The organism is Streptomyces sp. NPDC048560 (genome assembly GCF_040650955.1).
Taxonomy (GTDB): Bacteria; Actinomycetota; Actinomycetes; order Streptomycetales; family Streptomycetaceae; genus Streptomyces.
Genome location: NZ_JBEZIJ010000003.1, coordinates 567,227 through 590,679, shown reverse-complemented (window position 1 = coordinate 590,679; position 23,453 = coordinate 567,227). Strand labels below are relative to the sequence as shown.

The 23,453-nt window shown below is 70.8% G+C and carries 21 protein-coding genes; 9 read left to right on the top strand and 12 right to left on the bottom strand.

From position 1 onward, the window contains the following. Positions 1-476 precede the first annotated feature (476 nt). The 4 genes from AB0C82_RS12610 to AB0C82_RS12595 all read right to left on the bottom strand — a co-directional run bounded on the left by AB0C82_RS12610 (position 477) and on the right by AB0C82_RS12595 (position 4,422). Positions 477-1,727 carry a glycosyltransferase gene (locus AB0C82_RS12610; RefSeq protein WP_362839699.1) on the bottom strand — a complete coding sequence of 417 codons (1,251 nt, stop codon included), beginning with the start codon at positions 1,725-1,727 and terminating at the stop codon, positions 477-479. A gap of 13 nt (positions 1,728-1,740) precedes the next feature. Then, complete coding sequence (locus AB0C82_RS12605) at positions 1,741-2,028, bottom strand: hypothetical protein (protein WP_362839697.1); 288 nt, start codon at positions 2,026-2,028, stop codon at positions 1,741-1,743. Continuing rightward, complete coding sequence (locus AB0C82_RS12600) at positions 2,025-2,636, bottom strand: HAD-IIIA family hydrolase (RefSeq protein ID WP_362839696.1); 612 nt, start codon at positions 2,634-2,636, stop codon at positions 2,025-2,027. The genes AB0C82_RS12605 and AB0C82_RS12600 overlap by 4 nt, the downstream gene beginning before the upstream one ends. Before the next feature lie 616 nt (positions 2,637-3,252). After that, positions 3,253-4,422 carry a PAS domain-containing protein gene (locus AB0C82_RS12595; RefSeq protein ID WP_362839693.1) on the bottom strand — a complete coding sequence of 390 codons (1,170 nt, stop codon included), beginning with the start codon at positions 4,420-4,422 and terminating at the stop codon, positions 3,253-3,255. A gap of 76 nt (positions 4,423-4,498) precedes the next feature. Between AB0C82_RS12595 and AB0C82_RS12590 the strand changes: the two genes are divergently transcribed. From AB0C82_RS12590 to AB0C82_RS12570, 5 genes are all read left to right on the top strand, one after another. After that, complete coding sequence (locus AB0C82_RS12590; protein ID WP_362839691.1) at positions 4,499-5,236, top strand: GAF and ANTAR domain-containing protein; 738 nt, start codon at positions 4,499-4,501, stop codon at positions 5,234-5,236. Positions 5,237-5,431: 195 nt separating this feature from the next. Then, positions 5,432-5,998 carry a type 1 glutamine amidotransferase domain-containing protein gene (locus AB0C82_RS12585; RefSeq protein ID WP_362839688.1) on the top strand — a complete coding sequence of 189 codons (567 nt, stop codon included), beginning with the start codon at positions 5,432-5,434 and terminating at the stop codon, positions 5,996-5,998. Positions 5,999-6,114: 116 nt separating this feature from the next. Further along, the gene (locus AB0C82_RS12580; RefSeq protein ID WP_362839686.1) at positions 6,115-6,561 is read left to right on the top strand and encodes an SRPBCC domain-containing protein; all 447 of its coding nucleotides are present in this window, start codon (positions 6,115-6,117) and stop codon (positions 6,559-6,561) included. After that, entirely contained in the window at positions 6,558-6,935 is a 378-nt protein-coding gene (locus tag AB0C82_RS12575) for a metalloregulator ArsR/SmtB family transcription factor (RefSeq protein ID WP_362839683.1), read from the top strand. The genes AB0C82_RS12580 and AB0C82_RS12575 overlap by 4 nt, the downstream gene beginning before the upstream one ends. 211 nt (positions 6,936-7,146) lie before the next feature. Beyond that, on the top strand, positions 7,147-8,403 hold the full coding sequence (locus tag AB0C82_RS12570) for an aromatic acid exporter family protein (RefSeq protein WP_362839682.1): 1,257 nt from the start codon (positions 7,147-7,149) through the stop codon (positions 8,401-8,403). 27 nt (positions 8,404-8,430) lie between these two features. Here the strand turns inward: AB0C82_RS12570 and AB0C82_RS12565 are convergent, their stop codons facing one another. Continuing rightward, positions 8,431-8,814 (bottom strand): hypothetical protein, encoded by a 384-nt coding sequence (locus AB0C82_RS12565; protein WP_362839681.1) that lies wholly within the window; start codon positions 8,812-8,814, stop codon positions 8,431-8,433. 282 nt (positions 8,815-9,096) lie between these two features. Between AB0C82_RS12565 and AB0C82_RS12560 the strand changes: the two genes are divergently transcribed. From AB0C82_RS12560 to AB0C82_RS12550, 3 genes are all read left to right on the top strand, one after another. Beyond that, entirely contained in the window at positions 9,097-10,011 is a 915-nt protein-coding gene (locus AB0C82_RS12560; protein WP_362839678.1) for a diiron oxygenase, read from the top strand. An 85-nt stretch (positions 10,012-10,096) separates the two neighbouring features. Next, complete coding sequence (locus AB0C82_RS12555) at positions 10,097-11,761, top strand: FAD-dependent oxidoreductase (protein WP_362839675.1); 1,665 nt, start codon at positions 10,097-10,099, stop codon at positions 11,759-11,761. Between the two features lie 90 nt (positions 11,762-11,851). After that, positions 11,852-12,472, top strand: a complete 621-nt coding sequence (locus tag AB0C82_RS12550; RefSeq protein ID WP_362839672.1) for an L-threonylcarbamoyladenylate synthase — start codon at positions 11,852-11,854, stop codon at positions 12,470-12,472. On the opposite strand, the gene AB0C82_RS12545 is transcribed toward AB0C82_RS12550, so the two are convergent. Beyond that, complete coding sequence (locus AB0C82_RS12545; RefSeq protein ID WP_362839669.1) at positions 12,458-14,032, bottom strand: alpha/beta fold hydrolase; 1,575 nt, start codon at positions 14,030-14,032, stop codon at positions 12,458-12,460. The two genes, AB0C82_RS12550 and AB0C82_RS12545, sit on opposite strands and share 15 nt — an antisense overlap. 112 nt (positions 14,033-14,144) lie before the next feature. On the opposite strand from AB0C82_RS12545, the gene AB0C82_RS12540 reads away from it, so the two are divergent. Continuing rightward, on the top strand, positions 14,145-15,080 hold the full coding sequence (locus AB0C82_RS12540; RefSeq protein ID WP_362839666.1) for a MerR family transcriptional regulator: 936 nt from the start codon (positions 14,145-14,147) through the stop codon (positions 15,078-15,080). On the opposite strand, the gene AB0C82_RS12535 is transcribed toward AB0C82_RS12540, so the two are convergent. The 6 genes from AB0C82_RS12535 to AB0C82_RS12510 form a co-directional block, all read right to left on the bottom strand. Continuing rightward, positions 15,023-15,331, bottom strand: coding sequence for a UBP-type zinc finger domain-containing protein (locus AB0C82_RS12535; protein WP_362839663.1), 309 nt, complete (start codon positions 15,329-15,331; stop codon positions 15,023-15,025). The genes AB0C82_RS12540 and AB0C82_RS12535 overlap by 58 nt on opposite strands. A 95-nt stretch (positions 15,332-15,426) precedes the next feature. Continuing rightward, positions 15,427-16,914 carry a polyprenol phosphomannose-dependent alpha 1,6 mannosyltransferase MptB gene (gene mptB / locus AB0C82_RS12530; protein ID WP_362839660.1) on the bottom strand — a complete coding sequence of 496 codons (1,488 nt, stop codon included), beginning with the start codon at positions 16,912-16,914 and terminating at the stop codon, positions 15,427-15,429. Positions 16,915-17,004: 90 nt separating this feature from the next. Then, complete coding sequence (locus AB0C82_RS12525; RefSeq protein WP_328907457.1) at positions 17,005-17,166, bottom strand: hypothetical protein; 162 nt, start codon at positions 17,164-17,166, stop codon at positions 17,005-17,007. 190 nt (positions 17,167-17,356) lie between these two features. Next, a complete protein-coding gene (locus tag AB0C82_RS12520) occupies positions 17,357-19,003 on the bottom strand; it encodes an MFS transporter (RefSeq protein WP_362839657.1) in 1,647 nt (548 codons plus the stop codon). A 91-nt stretch (positions 19,004-19,094) separates the two neighbouring features. Then, positions 19,095-19,796, bottom strand: a complete 702-nt coding sequence (locus tag AB0C82_RS12515) for an alpha/beta hydrolase (protein ID WP_362839655.1) — start codon at positions 19,794-19,796, stop codon at positions 19,095-19,097. Positions 19,797-19,924: 128 nt separating this feature from the next. Then, positions 19,925-23,431, bottom strand: coding sequence for a M28 family peptidase (locus AB0C82_RS12510; RefSeq protein WP_362839652.1), 3,507 nt, complete (start codon positions 23,429-23,431; stop codon positions 19,925-19,927). Positions 23,432-23,453 lie beyond the last annotated feature (22 nt).

The window sequence follows — 23,453 nt, the reverse complement described above, 5'->3', positions numbered from 1 at the left end:
GTGCCGTACCACGCGACGGCGCCGGGTGCTTCCCTCTGCGCGACTGGGTTCCCCCGATGCGATGCTTCAATCGGGACCGCACATCTTCCGGCCATCGCGTTTGTGCCGGAGGGCACGGGTACCCCGTACAACACGCCGCCGACGTACGCGGCGGCGCAGGCGCTGATGGTTGGGAAGACAGCCCCAGCGCCGCCCGCTCCTGCCACGGGGCCGGGTCGCTGAGGTGAACCCCCCGCGATGTTTGGCCCCCGGGCGCGGGGGGACCCAGGGAGTCGGCCGAGCGGCCGGCCACGATGGACCGGGCCGGGGAGATGGGATTCAGGGGCCTTCCCCGGCCCGGTCCGCCGCAACACACCGCACGCATCGCTCCGGCGGACGCAGGTGAGCCGCGCACATCGCTTCGGACCAAGCTCGGCCGCGCACATGGCCGTTGACTCGTGACGGCGTCCGCGGGCGCGCGGTCGGACGACTGGAGACTATGAGCCTCCTCCTGCCACCACCGAAGGCTGGGGAGCGGGGCTGAGCTGGGCGTAAACCCGTAGGATGCCGTCAGTCGCCTCTTCCCAGGTGTACCGGGCAAGGGCGTGGGCCCGGCCGGCTACTCCGTAACGGGCCCGCCTGGCCGAGTCGTCGAGCAGATCCCTGATGGTGGCCGCGAGGTCGTGGTCGGGGGTCCCCCAGGGCGGCACCAGGGTGCCCGTCACCCCGTCGGCCACGGTGTCCAACTGGCCGCCGACGGCCGTGGCCAGGACCGGTGTGCCGCAGGCCATGGCCTCGATGGGGACGAGACCGAACGGCTCGTAGCGCGGCAGGGAGAGCAGCAGGTCGGCGCCGGACATCAGCTGCGGCATCGTGTCCTGCGGTACGCAGCCGAGCAGCCGCACCCGCTCGGCCACCCCGTACTCGAAAGCGATCTTGCGCAGCCGTTCGGCTTCCGGGTCGGCGAACAGCAGTGACGCTTCCGGGCCGCCCGCGATGAGCAGTTCGGCGTTCGGGACGGCCGCCAGGGCCTTGATCGCGCGGTCGAATCCCTTGCGGGGGTCGAGCCTGCCGACGGACAGGAGCCGGTAGGGGGCTCCGGGCCAGCGGCCGCCGACGGGTGAGGGCGAGAAGTGGGTGGTATCGACTCCGCAGGGCACGACAGTGATCCGGGTGCGCGGGATACCCATGGCTACGAGTTCGTTCACCTCGTCGGCGCAGGTCGCGATGATCCGGTCGGCCTCCCGCCCGATGCGTGACTCGATGTCGACACGTTCGCGCGGGCTGGTGTCCTCGGTGCCCTCGTAGCGCCGCTTCACGGTGCCCAACGCGTGGAACGACTGGACGACGGGGATCCGGGCCTCTCTGGCCCCGGCGAGGGCGGCCAGGCCGGACATCCAGTAATGGGCGTGCACGACCTCGGGACGCGCGAGCCGCCACATGCGGGACAGATAGGCGCCGAAGTCGGGCATCCAGGGCAGCAGTTCGTCCCTGGGCACGACGGCCGGCGGCCCGGCGGGCACATGGACGACCTTCACGCCCTCCGGGGTGCGCACCATCGTCGGCGTACCGGCGCGGTCCCGGCGGGTGTACACGGTGACGTCGTGTCCGCGCCGGGCCAGCCGGCTCGCCAACTGCGCCACGTACACGTTCTGGCCTCCCGCGTCGGGGCTGCCCAGCTCGGCGAGGGGACTCGCGTGCCCGGACACCAGGGCGATCCGGCCGCGGCGGGGCGAGGGAGGCGTCATCGCGTGACCTCCTTCATGAGTCGCTCCCGGTCGTCCAGCGGGACGGCGGCCGGCCGCAGCGGCAGGGCGGCCGGCGGAGGGCACCGCCGGAGGGGGCCAGGACGAGGACGGCCTCACCGGCATGTTCGCGCGGCCTGGTGACCGGGCCCATGACGTCGGCCTCCTCGCCCGGTCCCGGGTGAGCGCCGTCCCGCGACGCCTGCCGGACGATGACGTCGTCCACGCCGGGGTTCATGGGCGCGGCGGGCCCGGCGATCAGGGCCACGCCGAAGCTGCCGGGCCGTTCGACGACTACGTTCATGCCGGCCGCCTGTCCGTACGCGGCACGTCCTGGGGCTGCGCGGGGCGGGCCAGGAGGCGCAGGACGGCGCTGAGGACGTCGGGGGCCGGTTCGGCCTCGGCCGCGATCTCCTCGGGGAGGGTCGCCCCGTTGGGAACCAGGATGGCTTCGGCGCCGGCCGCCCTGGCCGCGAGCACGTCGTCGCCGACGTCGCCGATGAGCACGCAGTCGCTCGGTCGCACGCCGAGGCGCCGGGCAGCGTCCGTGACGAGGCCGGGACGCGGTGTGCGGCAGGGGCATCCAGTGTCCGGGTGGTGGGGACAGTAGACCCAGACGTCGAAGGGCCCGATCAGTTCGTCGACGCGGATGTTGACCCGGCGCACCTCATCGTGGGAGAGCAGGCCACGTCCGATGCCGGACTGGTTGCTGACGACTCCTGTGGACATACCGGCCTCGCGTACGAGCCGTACGGCCTCGGCGGCGCCACGAACCGGGCGGACCCGCTCGGGGTCCCCGTTGTGGGGCACGTCGTGGACGAGCGTGCCGTCGCGGTCGAAGAGAACGGCTACCGGCCGGAACGGTATCGGGCCGGTGGGCGGGGGCGACTGACTGCGCCGGTGCTCGGTCATGGGGTGCCTCCCCGGGGAGTTGCTCGGCAAGTGGCGTCTGACTCATCGCAGTTGACGTAACGGAATCCATCGCGTCCGGCGAGGTGCGCCACGTCGGCGGACGACCCGGACGACAGGTTGCCGGCGCAGCCCATCCCGACCCCGCCGTCCGGCAGGCGCTCGCGGAGATGCGCGCCCAGGAATCCGGCGCCGCTCCCCACCGCGCGTCGCCGAGGGAATCGCTCAGTCGTCCGGTCGTCATGCACCCACTTCTCCCTTCCGGCTGTGCGACGAATTCGCGCAAGGAATAGAGGAACGCGCACCTAGGACATCGCATCGTCGCGTCCTGGACGATCCGCGGGGAGCAGATGGATTTCGTACGCCCGTGCTTGCTCGATACGGCCGACGATCACGGGAACCGTGGCACCGTATTCGGCTGACACGGAAATCGGGCTGCCCCGGTGGAATGCCGCGTCCTGTCATGCCGCCGCTTTCCTGACGGCACCGAGCGGAGTTCTTCGCCGCTCGGTTCTCACACGTTGATCCTGCCGGACCGTGTCTCCGCCGCATCTCCGCGGCTACCGTTGGAATGAATCGAGGAGGGGGCGCGAGCAGGCCCGCCGCGGTGCTCCCGGCTCTACCGGGCGTCGGCGGCCGTGCCGGTACCGCCGTCGGTGAGTCCTTCCGCGGCGATCGCCATGTGGCCCACGATCATCTCCACGCACTTGGCCTCGGCCATGGAGAACGGCGGGCTCGCCCCCGTCCGCAGGAGGGTCAGCGCGCCGCGTGCCGGTGTCTCGCCGGCCACGGCGGCGAGCGGCACGGTGAGGAGGGAGCTGACGTCGGCGCGTCCCATCAGCGGGGCTCCGTTGTCGTCCGCGCCCAGCCGGTCGAGGGACTCCGCAAGTGCGTCGAGGACCATGGATCCCGTACTCACCACCTGAACGACGACGGGGCAGCGGCGTGGGTCCTGCTGCACGAGCGTCTTCTCCAGCCCGGGGTCCTCGTTGCCCTCGGGTGCCTGCACGGCACTTCGTGTCAGCCCTCCCCCGGCCAGGAGGTCGAGCACGGCCCAGTCGGCGATCCGGTCCCTGATCAGACCGGTCACGGTCCGCAGCGCCTCGGCCGCGTCGCGCGCGCCTCCTCTCAGAAGGATGCTGGTGGTCCGGTCCATCAGGTCCGTGAGCTCGGCCTCACGGACCGCCGCGCGCACAGCCCGTGCCGGGCGCTCCGAGACTTCCGGGGCTCTCGGAAGCCCGGAGGACGGCCAGAGCGCCACGAGCACGGTGGTGTCCGTGTCACCGGGCAGGACGAGCTCACTGAGAGTGACCCGGACGTGGCTGCCCGTCCGGGGCTGGAGGTGGACGGAGAGGCTGCGGCTGCCCTCCCCCCGCGCGACAGCGGCCGTCTGGCTCCGCAGCGCCGGCCTGTCACCCGGGCGCAGGATCCCGCTCAGCGGTCTGCCCGCCGCGTAACCGGGAGGCAGGCCGGTCAGGTCGGCGGCCGCGGCATTGAGGCGCCGCACCACCGTTTCGCCGTCCACCAGGACCACGGGAACCGGCAGACCTTCGAAGACAGCCTTGAAGAGTTGCTGTTCGGCCTTGCCACCGGGGTGCCTGCCTCCCGCGCCGGTGACGAATTGCTCGTACGCCGGGCGCAGGCCGTCGACCGCGTGCTGCAATTCCAGGATGGCCGCGTCGAGCAGAACCGAGCGTTCGGCATCCGGGCGGGCCCGCGCCGCACGCAGTTCTTCCACGCGGGCGACGAAGTCCTGAAACTCGCTGCCGAAGTCCTCTGACGGGGTCATAAAGTGAAGTTAACGGATTCGGCCGGATTCCGGACGGGAGGCAGGCTGAATCGTTCCGTGCGAAGGAGGGATCGGAGTGTCTCCACCGACCGAGGTGAATACGGAATCCGCGTCCGCCGTGCAGCGGACGACTCAGTTGAGTATTCGGGCCCTGGAATGCGCACCGGCCTGCTGCGGCACCGCCGTGACTCTGCGGGTACCGGGCGGCGGACACCGGACCACGGCCACCCATCCCGACCTCGCAGCCCTGGCCCGGCTCCAGGAGACTACGGGCGAAGGCCCCGAAGCCGACGCCTTCGCGCTGTGTGAACCCGTCGTCTCCCAGGACCTGATCACGGATACCCGGTGGCCGCTGTTCCGCGCCCAGGCGCTGGCGACGGGGCTCAGGGCCTGCCTGGCCGTTCCGGTCCGCACCAAGGACCTGCTCACGACGGTCACGCTGTACGCGTTCCGGCAGGACGCACTGCCTCTCTCGGTCCGGCAGCCCGTCCGGGCGCTCGCCGAGGACTTCGCCGACGGGCTGCTCCGTGATCACGCCTATGCGTCGGCCCAGGTCGAGGTACGGCAGCTGAAGAAGGCCATCACGTCCCACGCGGTGATCGACCGTGCGTGCGGCATCGTCATGCGGGTGGTGGGCTGCGACGCGGACGAGGCGTTCGCGCTGCTGCGGGCGATTTCGCAGGGGACGAACCACAAGCTGGGCGAGATCGCGGAAGAAGTGGTCGCGTCGAACGGTCACGGCCTGGCCCACAGCCTGCGGCGCCTTCGTCACACGGCCCCGCCGTCCCGTCGTAACGGGACGGCGAACCGCTGAAGGGGCCTTTCCCCGGCAACCGTTCCCGCAGTCCGCACATCCAGGGCTTCCCGCTCCGGGTAAACGGTTGAATCAGCTGGACGCCCCGGCCGGAGCGGGCGCCCGGTCGTCCTGAGACGCATGTCCACGGATTTCGGGGGAACCCAGGGAGCTGCGATCGACGCAGGCGGCAACGTCCGGGAAAGGTGACCCTTGATGACTGAGAATGACGTGAGCAAGCGGAACGTACTGGCCATCGTCACCAATTACGGTGTCGAGCAGGACGAGCTCGTGGTCCCCGTGGAGCACCTGCGCGGCTGGGGCGCCCAGGTCGACATCGCCGCCACGTCGATGGACGACATCGAGACGCTCGTCGGCGACAAGAAACCCGGCAGGACGGTCCGGCCCGATCTGACCCTGGCCGACGCCGACCCCGCGGGCTACGACCTCCTGCTCGTACCCGGCGGCACCCAGAACGCCGACACGCTCCGGTTGCAGGAGCCCACCACAAAGATCGTCCGCGCCTTCAGGGATTCAGGGCGGCCCGTCGCGGCGATCTGCCACGGATCGTGGGCTCTCGTCGAGGCGGGCGTGGTCGAAGGGAAGCGGCTCACCTCCTACGCCTCGCTGAAGACCGACATCGGCAACGCGGGAGGCGACTGGACCGACGCGCCGGTCGTCGTCGACGACAACGGCGGCTGGAAGCTCATCACCTCACGCAATCCCGGTGACCTGGACCCCTTCGTACGTGAGATCGACGAGGCGCTCGCCGTCTCGCGGTAGCCGGAGTCCACGTCCACCCAGGACCGAGGTGCAACCCCTGGGTTGCACCTCGGTCCTCGTCGTGCAACCCTGGAGTTGCACGCGATATCGGATGAACGAGACCGAGGAGTCACGTCATGAGCGAGGACCGGATCGAACGCGAAACCCTCATCAACGCATCCCTGGACCGGGTCTGGTCACTGGTGGCCCAGCCGGGCTTCTGGGTGGCGGAGGAGTCGGCTCTGGCCGGCACGGTGGCCAGGGAGGGAGAGTCCATGGTGGCCAAGAACCCCGAGTACGGCGACTTCCCCGTGCGGGTGGAGAAGGTCCGGCCGCAGTCGTACCTGGCGTACCGCTGGGCCAGCGCCTTTCCCGGGGAGCAGCTGCGCGAGAACAACAGCACGCTCGTGGAGTTCACCCTGACCCCGGAGGGCGACAAGACGCGGCTTCGCGTCGTCGAGAGCGGGTTCGCGGCCCTGGCAGGCTCCGACGAGCTGCGGGACAAGGCCGTGGAGGACAACACCGGTGGCTGGCCGCAGGTGCTCGACGCGTTCAGGAAGCGCGCCGAACAGTCGTCCACGTGACCGACGAGGGCGGGGCGGAAGCGGTGGACGGCGTGCTGGCGGCACTGGCCGATCCGACGCGGCGTCAGTTGCTCGACCTGCTCGCCGCGCAGGGCGAGGCCACCGCGACGACACTCGCCGCGCGGCTTCCCGTCTCACGCCAGGCGGTGGTCAAGCACCTGGCCGTCCTCGACGCGGCCGGTCTGGTCTCCGGCAGCCGGGTCGGCCGCGAGATGCGGTACACCGTGCGGCCCGCGGCCCTGGACGCGACGTCCCGGTGGATGGCCGCGCTGGCGTCGGACTGGGACCGCAGGCTGGCGAGCATCAAGCGGATCGCGGAGACGGCGGAACGTGAGGAACGGGAGCAACAGGAGGATCGGACCTCGGATCCGTAGCCGGCTCACCGGCCCGGGCCCCGGATAGCCCAACCGGGGCCCGGGCCGGGCCGGACGGCATGTCGCGGGTCCGCCCGGCGGACCTGGCTCTACTGTCTCCCGGACGGGCCCTGGGCCGCGGGCGGCGCGACGGAGTCGCTGCCGCGCGGGCCCCTTCGACGGCCGCCGACCCGAGGCAGCCATGCCACGCAGGCCCCGGAGGACCCACAGAGTGCCCGAAGTCACCGACCCCTTGCTGAATCTCGTCCGGCGGCACAACGAGCCGGTGGTCGTACAGACGATCCGGTCGACCGTGGCTGCCGTGATCTCCTACGTCGTCGCCCTGATGCTGAGCAGTGAACCCGCCCCGCTCACCGCCCCGCTGACCGCGCTGCTCGTCGTCCAGGTCACCCTCTACTCCACACTCACCACGAGTATGCGCAGGGTGAACGCGGTGGTGGCGGGCGTGGTCATCGCCATCGGCTTCAGCGCGTTGGTCGGGCTGAGCTGGTGGAGCCTGGGCCTGATCATCCTCGCGTCCCTGACCCTCGGCCGCTTCGTACGGGCCGGTGAGTTCGTCCCCGAGGTGGCGATCAGCGCGATGCTGGTGCTGGGCGTGACGCGCGTGGCCGCGACGGCCTGGGACCGGGTGCTCGAAACGCTCATCGGGGCGGCGGTCGGGCTGCTGTTCAACGTGCTCTTCGCACCGCCGGTGTGGGTGCAGCCGGCCAGCGAGGCCATCGAGCATCTCGCGGGCCGTATGGGGCGGTTGCTGGTCTGCCTCAGCGACGAGGTGGTCGGCCACACGAGCGTGGAGGTGGCCGCCGACCGTCTGCACGAGGCCCGTCGGCTGGATCACGACATCGTCCAGGTGGACGCGTCACTGCGGCAGGCGGAGGACAGCCTCCGGCTCAATCCGCGCGTCAAGGAGGGAATGCTCTTCCGGGTCGTGCTGCGGACCGGCCTCGACACCCTGGAGATCTGCGCGGTCGTACTGAGGACCGTGTGCCGCACCCTGACCGATCTCGCCAAGGCACGGACCGACGAGCCGCTCTTCCAGCCCGAGACCTCCGCCGCCCTCCATGAACTCCTCTCCCATATGGCCCTCGCCGTCGAGAGCTTCGCCGAACTCATCACCACCCAGGTCAGCGCCAATGCCGACGCGGCGGAGGACCGGCTGGTCAACGAGCTCGCCGCCAGCCGTGCGAGCCGGGAGACCGCGGCCTTCCTTCTGCTCGGCGTCGTACAGCAGCATCCACGCCAGTGGCAGTTGCACGGTGCGCTGCTGGCCGAGGTCGACCGGATCCTGGACGAGCTGGACGTGGAGAAGCGGTCGGAGCGACTGGTGGAGGAGCTGGACCGCCAGTCCCGCGAACAGCGGGAGAAATACCCGCTGGTGGACAAACTGCGGAGCCGGTGGCGCATCGGGCGCTCGCGTCCGTCCGACGACGAGATGGCCGGCCTGTCCGACGAGCGCGACCGGGACTGACCCCGCACCGGCCGCCGGGCCGCACCGTCAGAGACCCCCGAGCTCCGCGATGAGCTCGGGGTCACGCATACCGGGCAGGGCATACCCCTCGGTCTCGTGCCACGGGACGTCCAGGTCGTCCATATGGACCCGCCACTCCGCGCCTTCGACCGCTCGGCGCAGTTCGGTCACGGAGTCGAGCACGCAGGCGATCAGCGGCAGGAGCCGGCCCGGATCGAGCGGCATCTTCGTGGAACCGCCGAGGATCTCGCGCTCGTCGGTGCCGTCCGGAGCATAGAGATACAGGGAATCCTCCTCTCCGCCGTACGGGAACGAGGCCATGTGGGCGGCGACGACCCGCTCGACGGAGGCCCTCTCGGCCTCCGTCAACGCGTGGTCGCGGCGCGCGCCGTAGTACAGCGAAACACTCATGCGGTGAGCGTACGACGCGGGTCCGACAACGCCGCTCGCCCGCGCGCCGCCCGTGACGTGAAGGCGCGGGGGCAGCTCCGTGGAGAGATCTCACGCATTTTGTTACCGGGGGTAGGCCTGCGCGCCGCTCTTGTTGTACCTTCCGCCTAACAGCTTGCTAGACGCCGTGTCTAACAAGCGTGGATGGCGCGCGGCGGCCATCGCTCCTCACGAGCGGGCACGGGGTGGGGAGCGGCACGGCTGCCGGCGTCGGGCCGACCTCTCGATTCAAGGAGCCGCAGCATGTCAAGCAGCACACTTCGGCCGGAGGAACAGGACCGGCTCCAGGAGCAGGACGTCGCACGGCGACTGCTCGACTCATCCGCGAAACTCTCGTACGACCCGGCCACCGAGGTGGACTGGGACACCCCGCTGGACAAGGGCTTCCACGGCGCGAGCCCCGAGTGGAGCACGCTGTACGGAACGGCCTACTGGCGGGAACTCAGTGACGCCCAGCGCAAGGAACTCACCCGTCAGGAAGCCGCGTCGGTGGCAAGCACCGGCATCTGGTTCGAGATGATCCTGCAGCAGATGGTGCTCCGTGACATCTACACCAAGGACCCGACCGACGCGGAGTTCCAGTGGGCGCTCACCGAGATCGCCGACGAGTGCAGGCACTCCATCATGTTCGCCCGGGGCGCCGCGAAACTGGGAGCCCCCGCCTACAAGCCCCGCCGCGGCGTCATCGAACTCGGCAGGGCCTTCAAGACACTTGCCTTCGGCGAGGCCGCGTACGCCGCGATCCTCGTGGCGGAGGAGGTCCTCGACGTCATGCAGCGCGACTGGATGCGCGACGAGCGGGTCGTGCCGTTCGTCCGGACGATCAACAACATCCATGTCGTCGAGGAGTCACGGCACATGAAGTTCGCCCGCGACGAGACCCGCAAGCGGCTCCGTCACGCGGGTCCGGTGCGCCGGCAGCTGAACGCGCTCGTCATCGCGGTCGCCTCCTACTTCATCGTCACCAGCATGGTGAACCCGGGCGTCTACGCGAACGCCGGGCTCGACACGAAGCGCGCCCTCACCGAGGCGGCGACGAACGAGCACCACAGGTCCCTGATGCGTTCCAGCTGTGCGGGCCTGATGGAGTTCCTGTCCTCGGCCCGCCTCCTCACGAAGCCGGCGCTGTTCTTCTACAAGCGCGCCAACCTCATCTGATCCGAGACCTTCCCCCGAGGCCGACCCGGGATCTCACCCCAGATCTCACCCGAGCCGATCGCCCGACCGGAGCCGAGCCGACGCCATGACCTACGCCATCACCCAGACCTGCTGCAGCGATGCCACATGCATCGCCGTCTGTCCGGTCAACTGCATCCATCCCACCCCCGAGGAGCGGGAGTTCGGCAGCACGGAGATGCTGTACATCGACCCGAAGACCTGCATCGACTGCGGGGCCTGTGCCGACGCCTGCCCGGTCGACGCCATCTTCCCGGTCGACAGCCTCCCCGTGGCGCAGCGGGAGTACGCCGCCGTCAACGCGGACTACTTCGCGGACAGCCGGCCCGAACCGGTCGGTGCGGGGCCGAACTTCCACACGTGGGGCGCGCCGAATTTCGAGCGCCAAGTGCCCGCCGACTTCGCGCCGATCCGGGTCGCGATCGTCGGCACGGGCCCGGCGGGAATGTACGCCGCGGAGGACCTGCTGCTGCACACCAACGCGGAAGTGACCCTCGTGGACCGGCTTCCGGTCGCCGGGGGGCTCATCCGGTACGGCGTCGCTCCGGACCATCCCGCGACGAAGAAGATCGGCGACACCTTCGCACGCTTCCACGCCCACCCCCGGGCCCGGACGGTGCTCGGCGTCGAGGTGGGCAAGGACATCAGCACGGGGGAACTGGCGGCGCATCACGACGCGGTCATCTACGCCGTGGGGGCCTCCACGGACCGCCGGCTAGGCGTCGAGGGCGAGGACCTGCGGGGCAGCATCGCCGCCACCACCTTCGTGGCCTGGTACAACGCCCATCCAGAGGTGGCGGCGGACGCCGTCGACCTCTCGGGCGAGCGGGTGGTCGTCGTGGGCAACGGCAACGTGGCGGTCGACGTGGCCCGCATTCTCGCCACGGATCCCGAGGCGCTGGCCGGTACGGACATCGCCGACCACGCCCTCGCCGCCCTGCGGGCCTCGAAGGTGCGCGAAGTGGTCCTGCTCGGCCGCCGGGGTCCGGAGGACGCCGCGTACACCGCCTCCGAACTGCTCGCTCTCAAGCACCTCCCGGGTGTGGAACTCGTCGTCGACGACCACGATCCGCGTACCGGCGCGACGATCGACAGCGCATCAGCCGCGGAAAAGGGGAAGGGCAAAGGGAAGGCCGCGCTGCTGCGGGATGTGGCGAGAAGGACGGTCGACTGGTCGCCCACCCCCGCGACGGGACGCCGCATCGTCCTGCGTTTCCACTCCTCCACCGTGGAGGTGATCGGCACGGACTCGGTGCTGGCCGCACGGGTGACGGGAGTCGGGGGCGACGTCGACATACCGGCCGGGACGCTCCTGCGGGCCGTCGGCTACCGCGGGGTGCCCGTGGCGGGACTGCCCTTCGACGAAGCGACGGCCACCGTCCCGCACGAGGCCGGCCGCGTGACCGGACAGCCCGGGACGTACGTCGTCGGGTGGATCAAGCGCGGGCCCTCGGGCGGCATCGGGGCCAATCGCACCTGCGCGGCGGAGACGGTCAGCACGCTCCTCGCCGATGCCGTCGGGGGCGCGCTGCCCGCACCGGCCCGGTCGGCGACGGCGTTCCGCCGCCTCGTCAGGAACCGCACCCGTCATCTGATCGACGCCCGCGGCCTCGCGGCCATCGACCGGGCCGAACTGGCACGCGGCAGGGGTCAGGGACGGACGCGCGCCAAACTCGGCAGTGTGCCCGAACTGGTGGCCGCGGCGAAGGGCAGCCGCTGGGTGAGGCGCTGAGCGGTGCGCCCGGACGGGCGGGCCCGGAGGTCACGGGCCCGCCGCGTCCTGTTCCACCAGGGATGACGGGACAGCCCGTAGACTCGGCGGATGGCGAAGTACTTCGACGTGCACCCCGAGAATCCTCAGCGGCGCACCATCAGCAGCGTGGCCGACAGCATCCGCTCCGGCGCACTCGTCGCGTATCCGACGGATTCCTGTTACGCGCTGGGATGTCAGCTCGGCAGCCGCGACGGCATCGGCCGCATCCGCTCGATCCGCAACCTGGACGACCGGCATCACTTCACCCTCGTCTGCGAGAACTTCGCCCAGCTGGGCCAGTTCGTACAGGTCGACAACGACGTGTTCCGGGCCATCAAGGCGGCGACACCCGGCAGTTACACGTTCATCCTCCCGGCGACGAAGGAGGTGCCGCGCCAGCTGATGCATCCGAAGAAGAAGACGGTCGGAGTGCGCATCCCGGACCACGCCGTGGTGCAGGCGCTGCTCTCGGAACTCGGTGAGCCGATCCTGTCCAGCACCCTGCTCCTGCCGGACGAGGAGGAGCCGCTGACCCAGGGCTGGGAGATCAAGGAGCGGCTCGACCACGTCGTGGACGTCGTGGTCGACTCGGGCGACTGCGGTACCGAGCCGACCACGGTCATCGACTTCTCCGGCGGCGAGCCGGAGATCGTACGCAGGGGGGCCGGCGACCCCTCACGGTTCGAGTAGCCACGCACGACGGGGCAGGCCCGGGGCCGCCGTGCCGTCCTGGTCGCACAGGTGCCCCAGCACCGTGCGTACCGCGTGCTCGACCGCTCGGCGCGCCTCGTCCGTGTGGTCGATCGCTTCGAACGAGTGGTGCCCGGAGGGCACGTCGACCACTTCGACGTTCGCGTCGCACTCCTTGGCGGCGGTCAGGAACTCCTCGACCGTCGCCATGATCTCCGGCTGTTCCAGGCCGACCCGCGTCAGCACGATCGGCAGGCGCCCCGCGCCCCGCACCGCCGCCGAGGGCCGGAAACGGGGATCGACGAGCGTCCAGTTGGGCAGCGGCGCGAGCACCGGGTACGTCGCCGCCACGCACCGCAGCCACGGCGGGGGCGCGGCGAGCGGGTCCGCCGACAGCAGCCCGCCGCCGGAGAAGTACCAGAGCGCCACCCGGTCCCCGTCGACGCGCGGATCTGCGCGTACGAGCTCGACAGCGTCGAGGACGTCCTGAGCCGCGCGCCCGTAGTCGGTGAAGTCGTGGAGCCGGTGGTCGAGCGTCACGCCCACGCCACCGAGGTGCGCCACGTACTGCCCGTAGCCGACGAGGGTCGGCCAGTCCCGGGGGGTGGGCCGCGCTCCGGCGGGCAGCGGGCCGCCGTGCACGAACACCACAGCGGGCCGGGGGCCTTCGCCGCCTCGCCCGTCGTCCGGCAGATGGAGGTCGACCCGGCCGATCCGCTCGCGGGGCCGCTCCGGTACGTCCAGGAGGAACGGCCGCAGATGGACGGGCCGCTCCTTCGCCGTCGCGGCCAGCCGGTGGCCCTCTCCTGCGGCGGCCCGGACCAGCACCCCGGCCAGTTCGCCGGGGACGGAGAGCATCGGCCAGTGCCCGGTGGCGAGTTCGAAGAACGTCACGCGGGGATCGGTGAGCGCCTGGAAGCGCGGGTCCCCGAACCCCACCGCCGACTCGACGAGTTGGATGCTCGACCCGTTGGCGGTGCACAGGACGCCGGTCAGCGGAAGCTTCCCGACCGCTTCGGTCAGCGGAAGCGGCTGGGTGAGCGTGGCCGCGGGCTGCGGCACGGCACGGCGGTCCAGCTTCGCCAGCCCCTCCGCGTCGATGCCCTTCACGCTTCCCCAGCGCTGCCAGCCGTCGAGCGGTGGCGGGGCGAGCGGTCCGTCGTCATCGGCCGCCCCGGAAGGATCCAGCAGCCGGTCACGGAGTGCCTGGTCGGGTACGAGGCCCAGCGCCGGGTCGCCGTCCTGGGGCAGTCCGCCGTCCACGTTGACGATCCGGGCAACACGCTCCGGGCGCCGGCCGGCGGCGCCGAGCACCGGGTACAGGCCGTAGGAGTGGCCGACGAGCACCACCTGGGCCGCGTCCACCCGGTCGATCTGCCGCACCACATCCTGGATGTGGGTCTCCAGATCCGTGCCGGGTGCCGCCGGAGGGCCGCCCTCGCCCATGCCGGTGAGCGTCAGCGGATGCGCCTCGGCGCCCGACTCCCGTAGCCCCGCGGCCACCTCCTGCCAGATCCAGCCGCCGGTGAAGGTGCCCGACACCAGGATGAACGCCGTCATGTACGTCTCCTCGCACGCAGTCGTCCGACGGGCCTGCCACCTGGGCCGCCCGCCCTCGCCGGTACCGTAGTAACTCCCCCTGAGGGAGGTTCAAGCGTTGTCGCCTGACGGCATGTGGAGCATCGGAGAGCTTGCCCGGCACACGGGCGCGTCCGTCAAGACCGTCCGCTTCTACTCGGACCGGGGTCTGCTGCCGGAGGCTGCCCGCAGCACCGGCGGACACCGGAGGTACGGGCCCGACGCGGTCGAGCGGCTCCGCCTCATCCGCTCGCTGCGGGCCCTCGGCCTGCCCGTACCGGAGGTGGGCCGCGTCCTCGACGAGGAGGGCGCGCTGGAGGACGTCGTCGCGGCGCAGCTGAAGGAACTCGGCTCCCGGCTGGCGGGCCTGCGCTGGCGCGAGGCCGCTCTCCAGCTGCTCCAGGACTGCACCCCGCGGGAACGGGCCGAGCGGCTCCGGCTGATCGGCGCCGTACCCCTCCCGCCGGACACCACCCTGCTGGCGCGCTTCTGGCGCCGCTGGCTGCCCCCGCGCCTGCCGGCGCCCGTGGTCTCCGCGGTCGTCGACGAGGCCGTCCCGCAGCCGCCCGCCGACCCCACCCCTGCCCAGGTCCTGACCTTCGCCCGGCTCCACGCCTTCGTGTCGGGCGTGCACGTCGCCGCCGCGCACTGCCAGCCGGAAGCGCACAGGACCGGGAAAGGGTACCGCCCGGACGTGCTCTACGACGGTCTCGGCGAGGCGTACGCGCTGGCGTCACCGCAGCTCCGTGCCCGGCGGCCGGGGCGCGAGGGCGAGGCGCTCGACTGCTTCGTCTCCGCCTACGCCCGCTCACACGGCACGCGTGACACTCCGGGCTTCCGCCGCCGGCTCGCGGGAGTGCTCGCGCAGGACCCTCGTATCGACCGCTACTGGCAGCTGGTGGCCGAGGTGTCCGGCCCGTCCCGGCCGACGGCCGGGGCCGCCCACGACTGGCTGCTCGCCGCGCTGGACGCTCAGACCGGCCGGGCCGGGAGCGCGCCCTCGACGTCGAAGGACACCTGGTCCTCGTAGCACCACCACCAGCTCTCGCCCTTCTCGAAGGAGCGGATGAGCGGGTGGCCGCTCGCGGTGAAGTGCGCGGTGGCGTGCTTGTTCTTCGAGGAGTCGCAGCACCCGACGTGGCCGCAGGTCTGGCATTCCCGCAGGTGCACCCAGGTGTCGCCCTGCGCCACACACTCCGGGCACGCGTCCGGGCTGTCGGGGTTCACGGGCCGTACGTCGTCGAGGTGCCGACAGATCCGGAACGTCTCGTCGTCCTTCATCGTCCGTCCTCCTTCACGTCGCTCGCGCGGCCGACCGCTGCCGGGCGGGGTGGCGGACCGGCACATCGACAACCCTCCCACCCGGCCGCCGCATGTCAAACGGAACCGGATTCGACCCTCCGGACACGGGCCTCCGCGGCGCCCGGCGGCTCGGCGCTGCGCGGGGCCGGTACGCGTACGGTGTCCGGCGAGGTCCGCTCGCGGCGCACCAGCGTCGCGCCGATCGCACAGGCGGCCCCGGCGAGGACGAAACCGTAGGGCGGGGTGCTCCCCGTGGGGTGCGTCTCGTACACGAGACCTGCCGAGAGGACGGCCACCACGAGGCCCGCGCGGCTGTGCGCGGCGGTGGCGGCGACGACGGCGGTCCCCCACAGCAGGTACCAGGGCTGCACCATCGGCGAGAGGGCGACGAGGGCGAGGAGCGCGAGGCCCAGGGCGTGCACGGGTTCCGTCCGGCCTCGCAGGGCGCGCCAGGCGAGATGGAGGATCAGAGCGACCGCCGCGGCGAGGCCCAGCGTCTGCACGACGGACTTCACCGTGGCGGGGTCGGAACCGGTCAGCGGGTGGAGCAGGTGCCCGAGGCCGAGCCCGATGTCGCTGGTCGCGGAGAGCGCTGTATGGATGGTTCCCGCGACGTTCTGCGTGGCGAGCCAGCCGAAGCCGGTCCCGGCGAGGAGGGTCGTGGCCACGGCCACCGCCGCCGCCACCAGGCCGGGGCCCAGGAGGCCCTTCACCAGCCGTCGCGCGTACGGGCCGGCGACCACGCTGATCATGATCACACCGATGAACAGCAGCGCGACAGCCGCCGGGGACTTGATCATCATGGCGAGGCCGACGAGCACGCTGCCGGAGATCCAGCGGCCCCGCAGGGTGAGGACCACGCCGGCCAGCATGAGTCCGATCATCAGCCCGTCGTTGTGCATACCGCCGACGACGTGCATGAGGAGCAGCGGATTGAGCGCACCGAGCCAGAGAGCGGTGCTCTCGCTCCTGCCGTGCTCGCGCGCGAGGTTCCGCAGCGCCCACACGATCAGCAGGAGCGCGGCCACGGCGATGAGCCGCATACCGAGGACCGCGGGCACGATCGTGCCGCCGGTCAGCCAGGTCACACCGCGGGCGAGCACGAGGAAGAACGGCCCGTACGGCGCCGGGGTGTCGGTCCAGTGTCCGCCGACACTCGCGGCCGCGTCGCCGCCGAGCCCGCCAGGGTCGAGTACCGAGGGCCCCACGACGTAGACGTCGTGCCCCTCGATGACCATGGCGCCCTGGGCGATGTAGCTGTAGACGTCGGCGCTGTACAGCGGCGGCGCCAGCAGCATCGGTGCGGTCCACCAGGCGAGCGTGACCAGCGACTCGCGCACCGAGGCGCCCGCACGCCCGTACTGCCACCAGGCGACGACCAGCAGGGTCAGTCCGGCGTACGCCAGGACGGCGGCCGACGTGGTCAGCAGGGCCCCGTGGGGCACCCACAGACCCCACGGATCATGGGCCGGCAGCTTTCCGGCGGCCCAGCCGCCCAGAACGGCGGCGGCGGATCCGGCCGCGCCGAGCCGACGGTATGCGACAGCGCTCAATGCCCACATGACCGGTCAACCTATCGAACGGGTGAACGGTTTCCCAGTGAGGACCGTTCGGCCGGGTACTCGGTGATCAGTGGGCCGGTGTGGCCGGGATCACCGGAACGCCACGGGCGCCCGAAGGTCGCTGAAGTCGATTGCGCGTTCCGCGTCGCGGAGTGCCTGCTCGGCCACCCGGCGAACCTCGGCCAGCACATCTCCGTGCTCCTGCACGAGACTGGCGTAGATCGGTGCCTCGGACCTGTCTGCGGAACTCATGTCGAACTTCTCCGTCAATCAGTTGCGTACACTCCCCGCCGGTGGGCGCGAGTGCGGGCCGAGTGTACGTGCTCCGCCATACGCGCCGCAGCCCGTATCGCGCCAAGGGGTCTCGGCCACGCGTTCACGTACCGCGTCACACCGTGGTGACGTACCGCATCACACCGTGGTCACGAACCGCGTCGAGCGGTCATCTCGCGGGCGGGGAGGAGCCGGGCGGTTCCGGCCCACGCGGCGGCATCGCGGCCGATTCACCGGTCCCGGCCTTCTCCTCGGGGACGTCTCCGGCCGGGACCGCGGGCAGGGCGCCGCCACCGCGCAGCCGCTCCAGGTCGTCGGGGCGCACCTGGATGACGATCAGGGCGATCAGTGCCGCGACGATCGCCAGGACGGCGGCTCCGATGAACGCGCTCGAGATGCCCGAGGTCAGCACCTGGTCGCCCCAGGTTCCCGGCAGTTCCCCCGTCCTTCGGAACTCGGCGAGTTCGGCCGGGGTCGCCTCCGCCAGGAAGCTCGGCACCTGGTCGGTGGCCTCGTTGCGGCTGGCCGTACCGAAGATCGTGACAAGGATGGACAGACCCAGGGATCCGCCGACCTGCTGGGTGGCGTTGAGGATGCCGGAAGCCGCCCCGGAGTCCCGGGCGCCCACCCCCGACACCGCCATCAGCGTCAGCGAGACGAACTGCATGCCCATGCCGAGCCCGAAGACCAGCATCGGACCGAGGATGCTCCCCAGATACGTACTGTCGATGTCGGTAAGCGTCAGCCACCCGAGCCCGACCGCCGCCAGGACCGCCCCCACCACCATGAACGGCTTGGGCCCCCAGCGGGGCAGCAGCTGCGAGGCGATGCCCGCTCCGATCGCGATGATCACGCTGACCGGCAGGAACGCGAGACCGGCCGCCAGAGGGCTGAATCCCAGGATGTTCTGCACGAACAGCGTCAGGAAGAAGAACATGCCGAACATCGCCGCGGCGAGGCTCAGCATCATTCCGTAGGTACCGGCGCGGTTGCGGTCGCGGAACATCCACAGGGGCGTGATGGGCTGCTTCGACCTGGTCTCGATCAGCAGGAACACGGCGAGCAGCACGATGGCGGCGGCGAAGGAGGCGAGCGTCAGGCTGTCGCGCCAGCCGTCCTCGGAGGCGCGGATGAAGCCGTAGACCAGCAGCACCATGCCCGCGGTCGAGGTGAGCGCGCCCAGGATGTCGAAGTGTCCCGGGTGTCGTTCCGACTCACGGATGTAGCGAGGCGTGGCGAGCACGATCAGCAGACCGATGGGCACGTTCACGAAGAGGATCCAGCGCCAGTCGAGCCATTCGACGAGCAGTCCTCCCGCGAGCAGCCCGATCGCGCTGCCGCCCGCGGATACGGCGGCGAACACGCCGAACGCCCGGTTCCGCTCGGGTCCTTCACGGAAGGTCGTGGTGATGAGCGCGAGGGCCGTGGGGGAGGCGATGGCGCCGCCGACGCCCTGGAGGGCACGGGCGGCGAGCAGTTGCCAGGATTCCTGCGAGAGTCCGCCGAGCAGGGAGGCGAACACGAACAGCAGGATGCCGAATATGAAGACCCTGCGACGGCCGAGGATGTCGCCGAGCCGGCCGCCGAGCAGCAACAGGCCGCCGAAGGTCAGCGTGTAGGCGTTGATCACCCAGGACAGGGTCTCGGTGGAGAAGCCCAGCGACGTCTGGATGTGTGGCAGGGCGATGTTCACGATGGTGATGTCGAGGACCACCATCAGCTGGCAGGATGCGATGACCAGCAGGGCCATTCCACTGCCGCGGCCCCGCTCCGGGGCTGCGGCGACTCGGGAGGATGGTGCGTTGGGGCTTGTCATGGCATCTACGCCTCGCGTCAGCGGTGAAGGCATTCGCTCACCCCACCGACGTTAAGCCTCGCCTCCCGGCCCCGCCAATCGAGCGCCCTGGTCAGTCCCCCACGGCCGCCCGGTGCAGGATCGCGGCCAGTTCGCCGGGCCGCGAGAACATCGGCCAGTGCCCGGTTTCGATGGTGACCAGCCGCCAGTGCTCGCTGTTGAGCAGTTCGGCGACGTCCGCACCGGGCTCGTCGCCGTCGAGCAGGCACTTGACGTACGTCACCGGAAGACCGCCGAGCGGACGGGTCAGGACAGCCGGCTCGGTGAGCGTGGCACCGGGATGCGGGGTCGACCCACCCACGAGCCGCGCCGTCTGCTCGGCAGTCAGGTCCTGACCCTCGCAGTCCGCGGCGGTGAGCGGAGCCCAGAAGCCACCGTTCTCCCTGATCGGGGTCTCCAGCTTCTCCGGGCCCTCCCACCACGCGGAGGCGAACGACTCACCGTCGGCCGGAACGCTGGAGTCCACGAACACGACGTGGGCCAGCCGGTCCCCCAGCCGCTCGGCGGCCTGGCCGACCGGAATGCCCGAGTAACTGTGCCCCACCAGGACGACGTCGCGCAGACCGAGGCGCTCCACCTCGTCGACGATGTCCTGGACGTGGGTCTGCTGGCCGGCCGCGATGCCCTTCTTCTCGGCGAGGCCGGTCAGGGTGAGCGGATGCGCGCCGTGCCCCGCGGCCCGTAGTCCGGGCACCACCTCGTCCCAGGCCCACGATCCCAGCCACGCCCCTGCCACCAGTACGAATTCGCTCATGAGTGCAACCTAGCGGGTGGGTACGACAGTCGGGCTCCGCCCGGAGCGGGACCGGCGCCCGCCCCGGGCCGTGAGGCCCTGGGACGGACGCCGGTCATCGGTCATCGGTCATCCGGACGTGCCGCGGATCAGCTCACGTGGAGGGTGACGTCGTCCACGACGTAGGAGGTCTGGAGGGACTGGTCCTCCACGCCGTTGAACTTCAGGGTGACCGTCTGCCCTGCGAACTCGGAGACGTCGTAGGACTTCAGCGCGTATCCGGTGTTCGCGTCCAGGTTCGACAGCGTCGCAAGGGTGCGGCCGCCGACCGACACGGTGAAGGTGTCGTAGGCGACGCTCTCGGTCTCGTCGGTGTCGATGTGCAGATAGAACGACAGCCGGTGAGTGGCGCAGCCCGACGGGATGGTCAGCGACTGCGCGGCGCTGTCCGTACGTGCGGTGCCCCACCCGTTCAGCCATGCCTTGTAGGAACCGCCGTGCGGTGGCTGTCCCGCCTGGTTGGTGATCACGCCCGAGGTGGTGGTCCACGGGCTGGTGCCGCTCTCGAAGCCACCGTTGACGACGAGCTGACGTGCGGTGCAGGTACCGCCGCCTCCGCCGACGGTGAGCGTGTAGGTGGTGCTGTGGCTCACCGTTCCGGAACCGGTGACCGTGAGGGTGTAGGTGCCCTGCTGGGCGGAGGCCCCGATCTGCACGGAGAGGGTCGAGGAGTTGCCGGACTGTACGGAGGACGGGCTCAGCGTCGCCGTCACGCCGCTCGGCGCGCCGGAGACCGAGAGCGCGACGGTCTGCGCACTGCCACTCAGGGTGGTGGTGTTCACCGTCGAGGTGACGCTGCCACCCGGTGCGGCGCTGCCCGAGGACGGGCTGGTGGAGAGGGAGAAGTCCTGCGCCGGGATGTCACTGCCGACCGCCTGCTTCCAGACGGCGTACGCGATCCCGTCCGCACTGCGGTCCAGGACGGTCGCGTTGATGTTGTTCGTCGTGTCGCAGGAGCTGTGGTAGCAGGGGTCGTAGGCGGCGTTGGCCGTGCCGCCCCACTTGGCCGCCTGCGCCGAGGTCTTGCGGGTACTCGCACCGGCCGCGTACCCGGAGGTGGGGATGCCTGCGGCCTGGAACGACGCGTCGTCGCTGCGCCCCTGGCCCTCGACGTTCTCCTCGGGTGCGAGGTTGAGGGAGGTCCAGTACGCCTTGAGCGGGGCGGAGGTGGTGGAGTTGACGTTGTTGATGAAGTAGCCGGCGTTGGTGGAGCCGATCATGTCGAAGTTGTAGTAGCCCTTGATGGCCGTGCGCTGGGAGCTGCTGAGCTGGTTGACGTAGAACTCCGAGCCGTTGAGGCCCTGTTCCTCGTCCGTCCACCAGGCGAAGCGCACGTGCTTCGTCATGGTCGGGTTCTTCTGCGCCAGGACGAGCGCGTTCTCCAGCAGGGCCGCGGAGCCTGAGGCGTTGTCGTTGATCCCGGGGCCCGCCGCCACGCCGTCGAGGTGAGCGCCGAACATGACGGTCTGGTCGGCGGGACCGCCGGGCCAGTCGGCGATGAGGTTGTTGGACGGGTAGGTGCAGGTGGAGCAGGTCTGCTCGGTGACGGTGTAGCCGGCCGCCTGCAGCTTGGCCTTCACATAGGCGAGCGACTGGGTGTAGCCCGCGCTGCCCGCCCGTCGGTGGCCGCCGTTCTGGGCGGCGATCGTGCCGAACTGCGCGAGGTGCGCCTGGACGTTGGCGACGGCGATGTTCGGCGGGTCGGTGCCAGGCTGTGTTCCGCCGACGTTGAGCGTGTAGTCGACGGTGTGCGACAGGGATGTGCCCTGCCCCTTGATGACGACGGTGGACGCGCCGGGCGCGGCGGTGGTGGCCGCGGAGAGGGTCAGGACCGAGGACTGGCCGGACTGGACCGTGGCCGGGCTGAAGGAGGCGGTCACTCCGGAGGGCAGGCCGGTGGCGGTGAGGGTCACCGACTGGGCGGTGCCGGTGGTGGTGTTGGTGACCACGGACGTGGTGACCGAGCCGCCCTGCTGGACGGTGCCGGCGGAGGGGTTCAGAGCCAGGGAGAAGTCGCTGTTCTGCCCGGTCGGTGTACAGGTCGGGTCACCGGCCTGGGCCGGCACGCTGATCGCGTCCCACGCGGCCTTGGTCTTCTGGAAGAGGCCGCAGGTGGCGAGGTCGAGCGACTTGGCCGAACTCAGCGTCGCCGTGCGGTATTTCTTGTACGACATGCTGCTGGTCTTGAGCAGCATCCCGCCGTAGAAGATCTTTCCGGCGTTCTGGATGCCGACGCCGGTCAGGGTGGTCTGGTTGCAGGTGGTGCTGCTCGGCTTCCCGCCGCCCGGGTTCGTCCCTTCGGCGAGCAGGTAGAACCAGTGGTTCAGTGGCCCGGCCGCCGCGTGCACCTCGGTGCCGGGTATCGCGGAGCTGTAGCAGGCCGGGTCGTTGTTGACGGCCGGCGGGTTGTACATGTTCCGGATCGGTCCCCGGCCCTGGAGGTTGATCATCTCACCGACGGTGTAGTCGGGGACGTCGTACGGCGAGGGCTGGTTCATGTACGCCTCGGTCAGCGCGCCGAAGATGTCTCCGGTGCCCTCGCCGAGTCCCGACTCCTGACCGCCGGTGCCGCCCGGGGTGGTGGTGTCGATGGCGTGCCCGTACTCGTGGGCCACCACGTCCGCTCCGGCGATCCACTCGTTGGCGCTGTTGCGGCCGATGGTGACCTGGCTGCCGTCCCAGTAGGCGTTCATCTCGGGCAGGCCGACCTTGGCGGGGAAGGTGCGGCCACTGCCGTTGACCCCGTTGCGGCCGAGCCACTGGCCGAGCATGTCCCACTGCTTCTGCGCGGCGAACATGAGGTCCACACAGCCGGTCTCCTTGGATGTGGGGTTCCCCGTGCCCCAGGAGTCCGACGCCTTCGAGAAGACGGTGCCCGTGCTGTAGTCCGCGCAACTCAGTCCGGCCCGGTTCGGGTCGCGCAGGCTGTAACTGCCGCTGGAGGCGGTGGTGTCGATGGTGAGCGGCCCCGGACCGTTCCACTTGCTGGTGCCGCTGCCCGCGGCGACCTCGTCGTGCGTTCCGACGACCTTGCCGGTGCGGGCGTCCACGTAGACGTGGAGTCTGCTGGGCGCCTTCCTCGTACGGCCGGAGAGGACCGTTTCCCAGGCAAGGGTCTGCCTGCCCCCGTCCAGTCTGACGACCAGCCGGCTGCTGCGGACCTTGTCGACCTTGGCCAGTTTCGCCCGCGAGACGGTTTCGGCCTTCTTCGCGGTGACGACCGGTTCGGTCGCCACGTCGATCCGGGTGGAGGACGCCGACTGAAGGGCGCGCACGTCACCGTCGCCGTCGGCCAGCACGACCGCGTCGCCGCCGACGACCGGCAGGCCGCGATAGCTGCGCTCGTAGGCGACGGAGTAGAGGCCCTTCACCCAGGGTGTGACGAGGCGCCGTTCGTACTGTTCCTGCGAGGAGTTCACCAGGGAGTCGAGACCGCTGTCGACGGCCCGGTCCGCTGCGGCGACCGCCCGCGCGAGCGGAGTCGTGCGGGCGTCGGCGGTGCTCGCCGGGGCTTTCGTCTGCTGGGCGACCGAGGTGCCTGTCAGCCCGGCGAGCATGGCGAGTGTCAGGCCGGCCGTCACCGTTCTTCGTTTCATCGGGGCTCCAATGCGTGGGGGA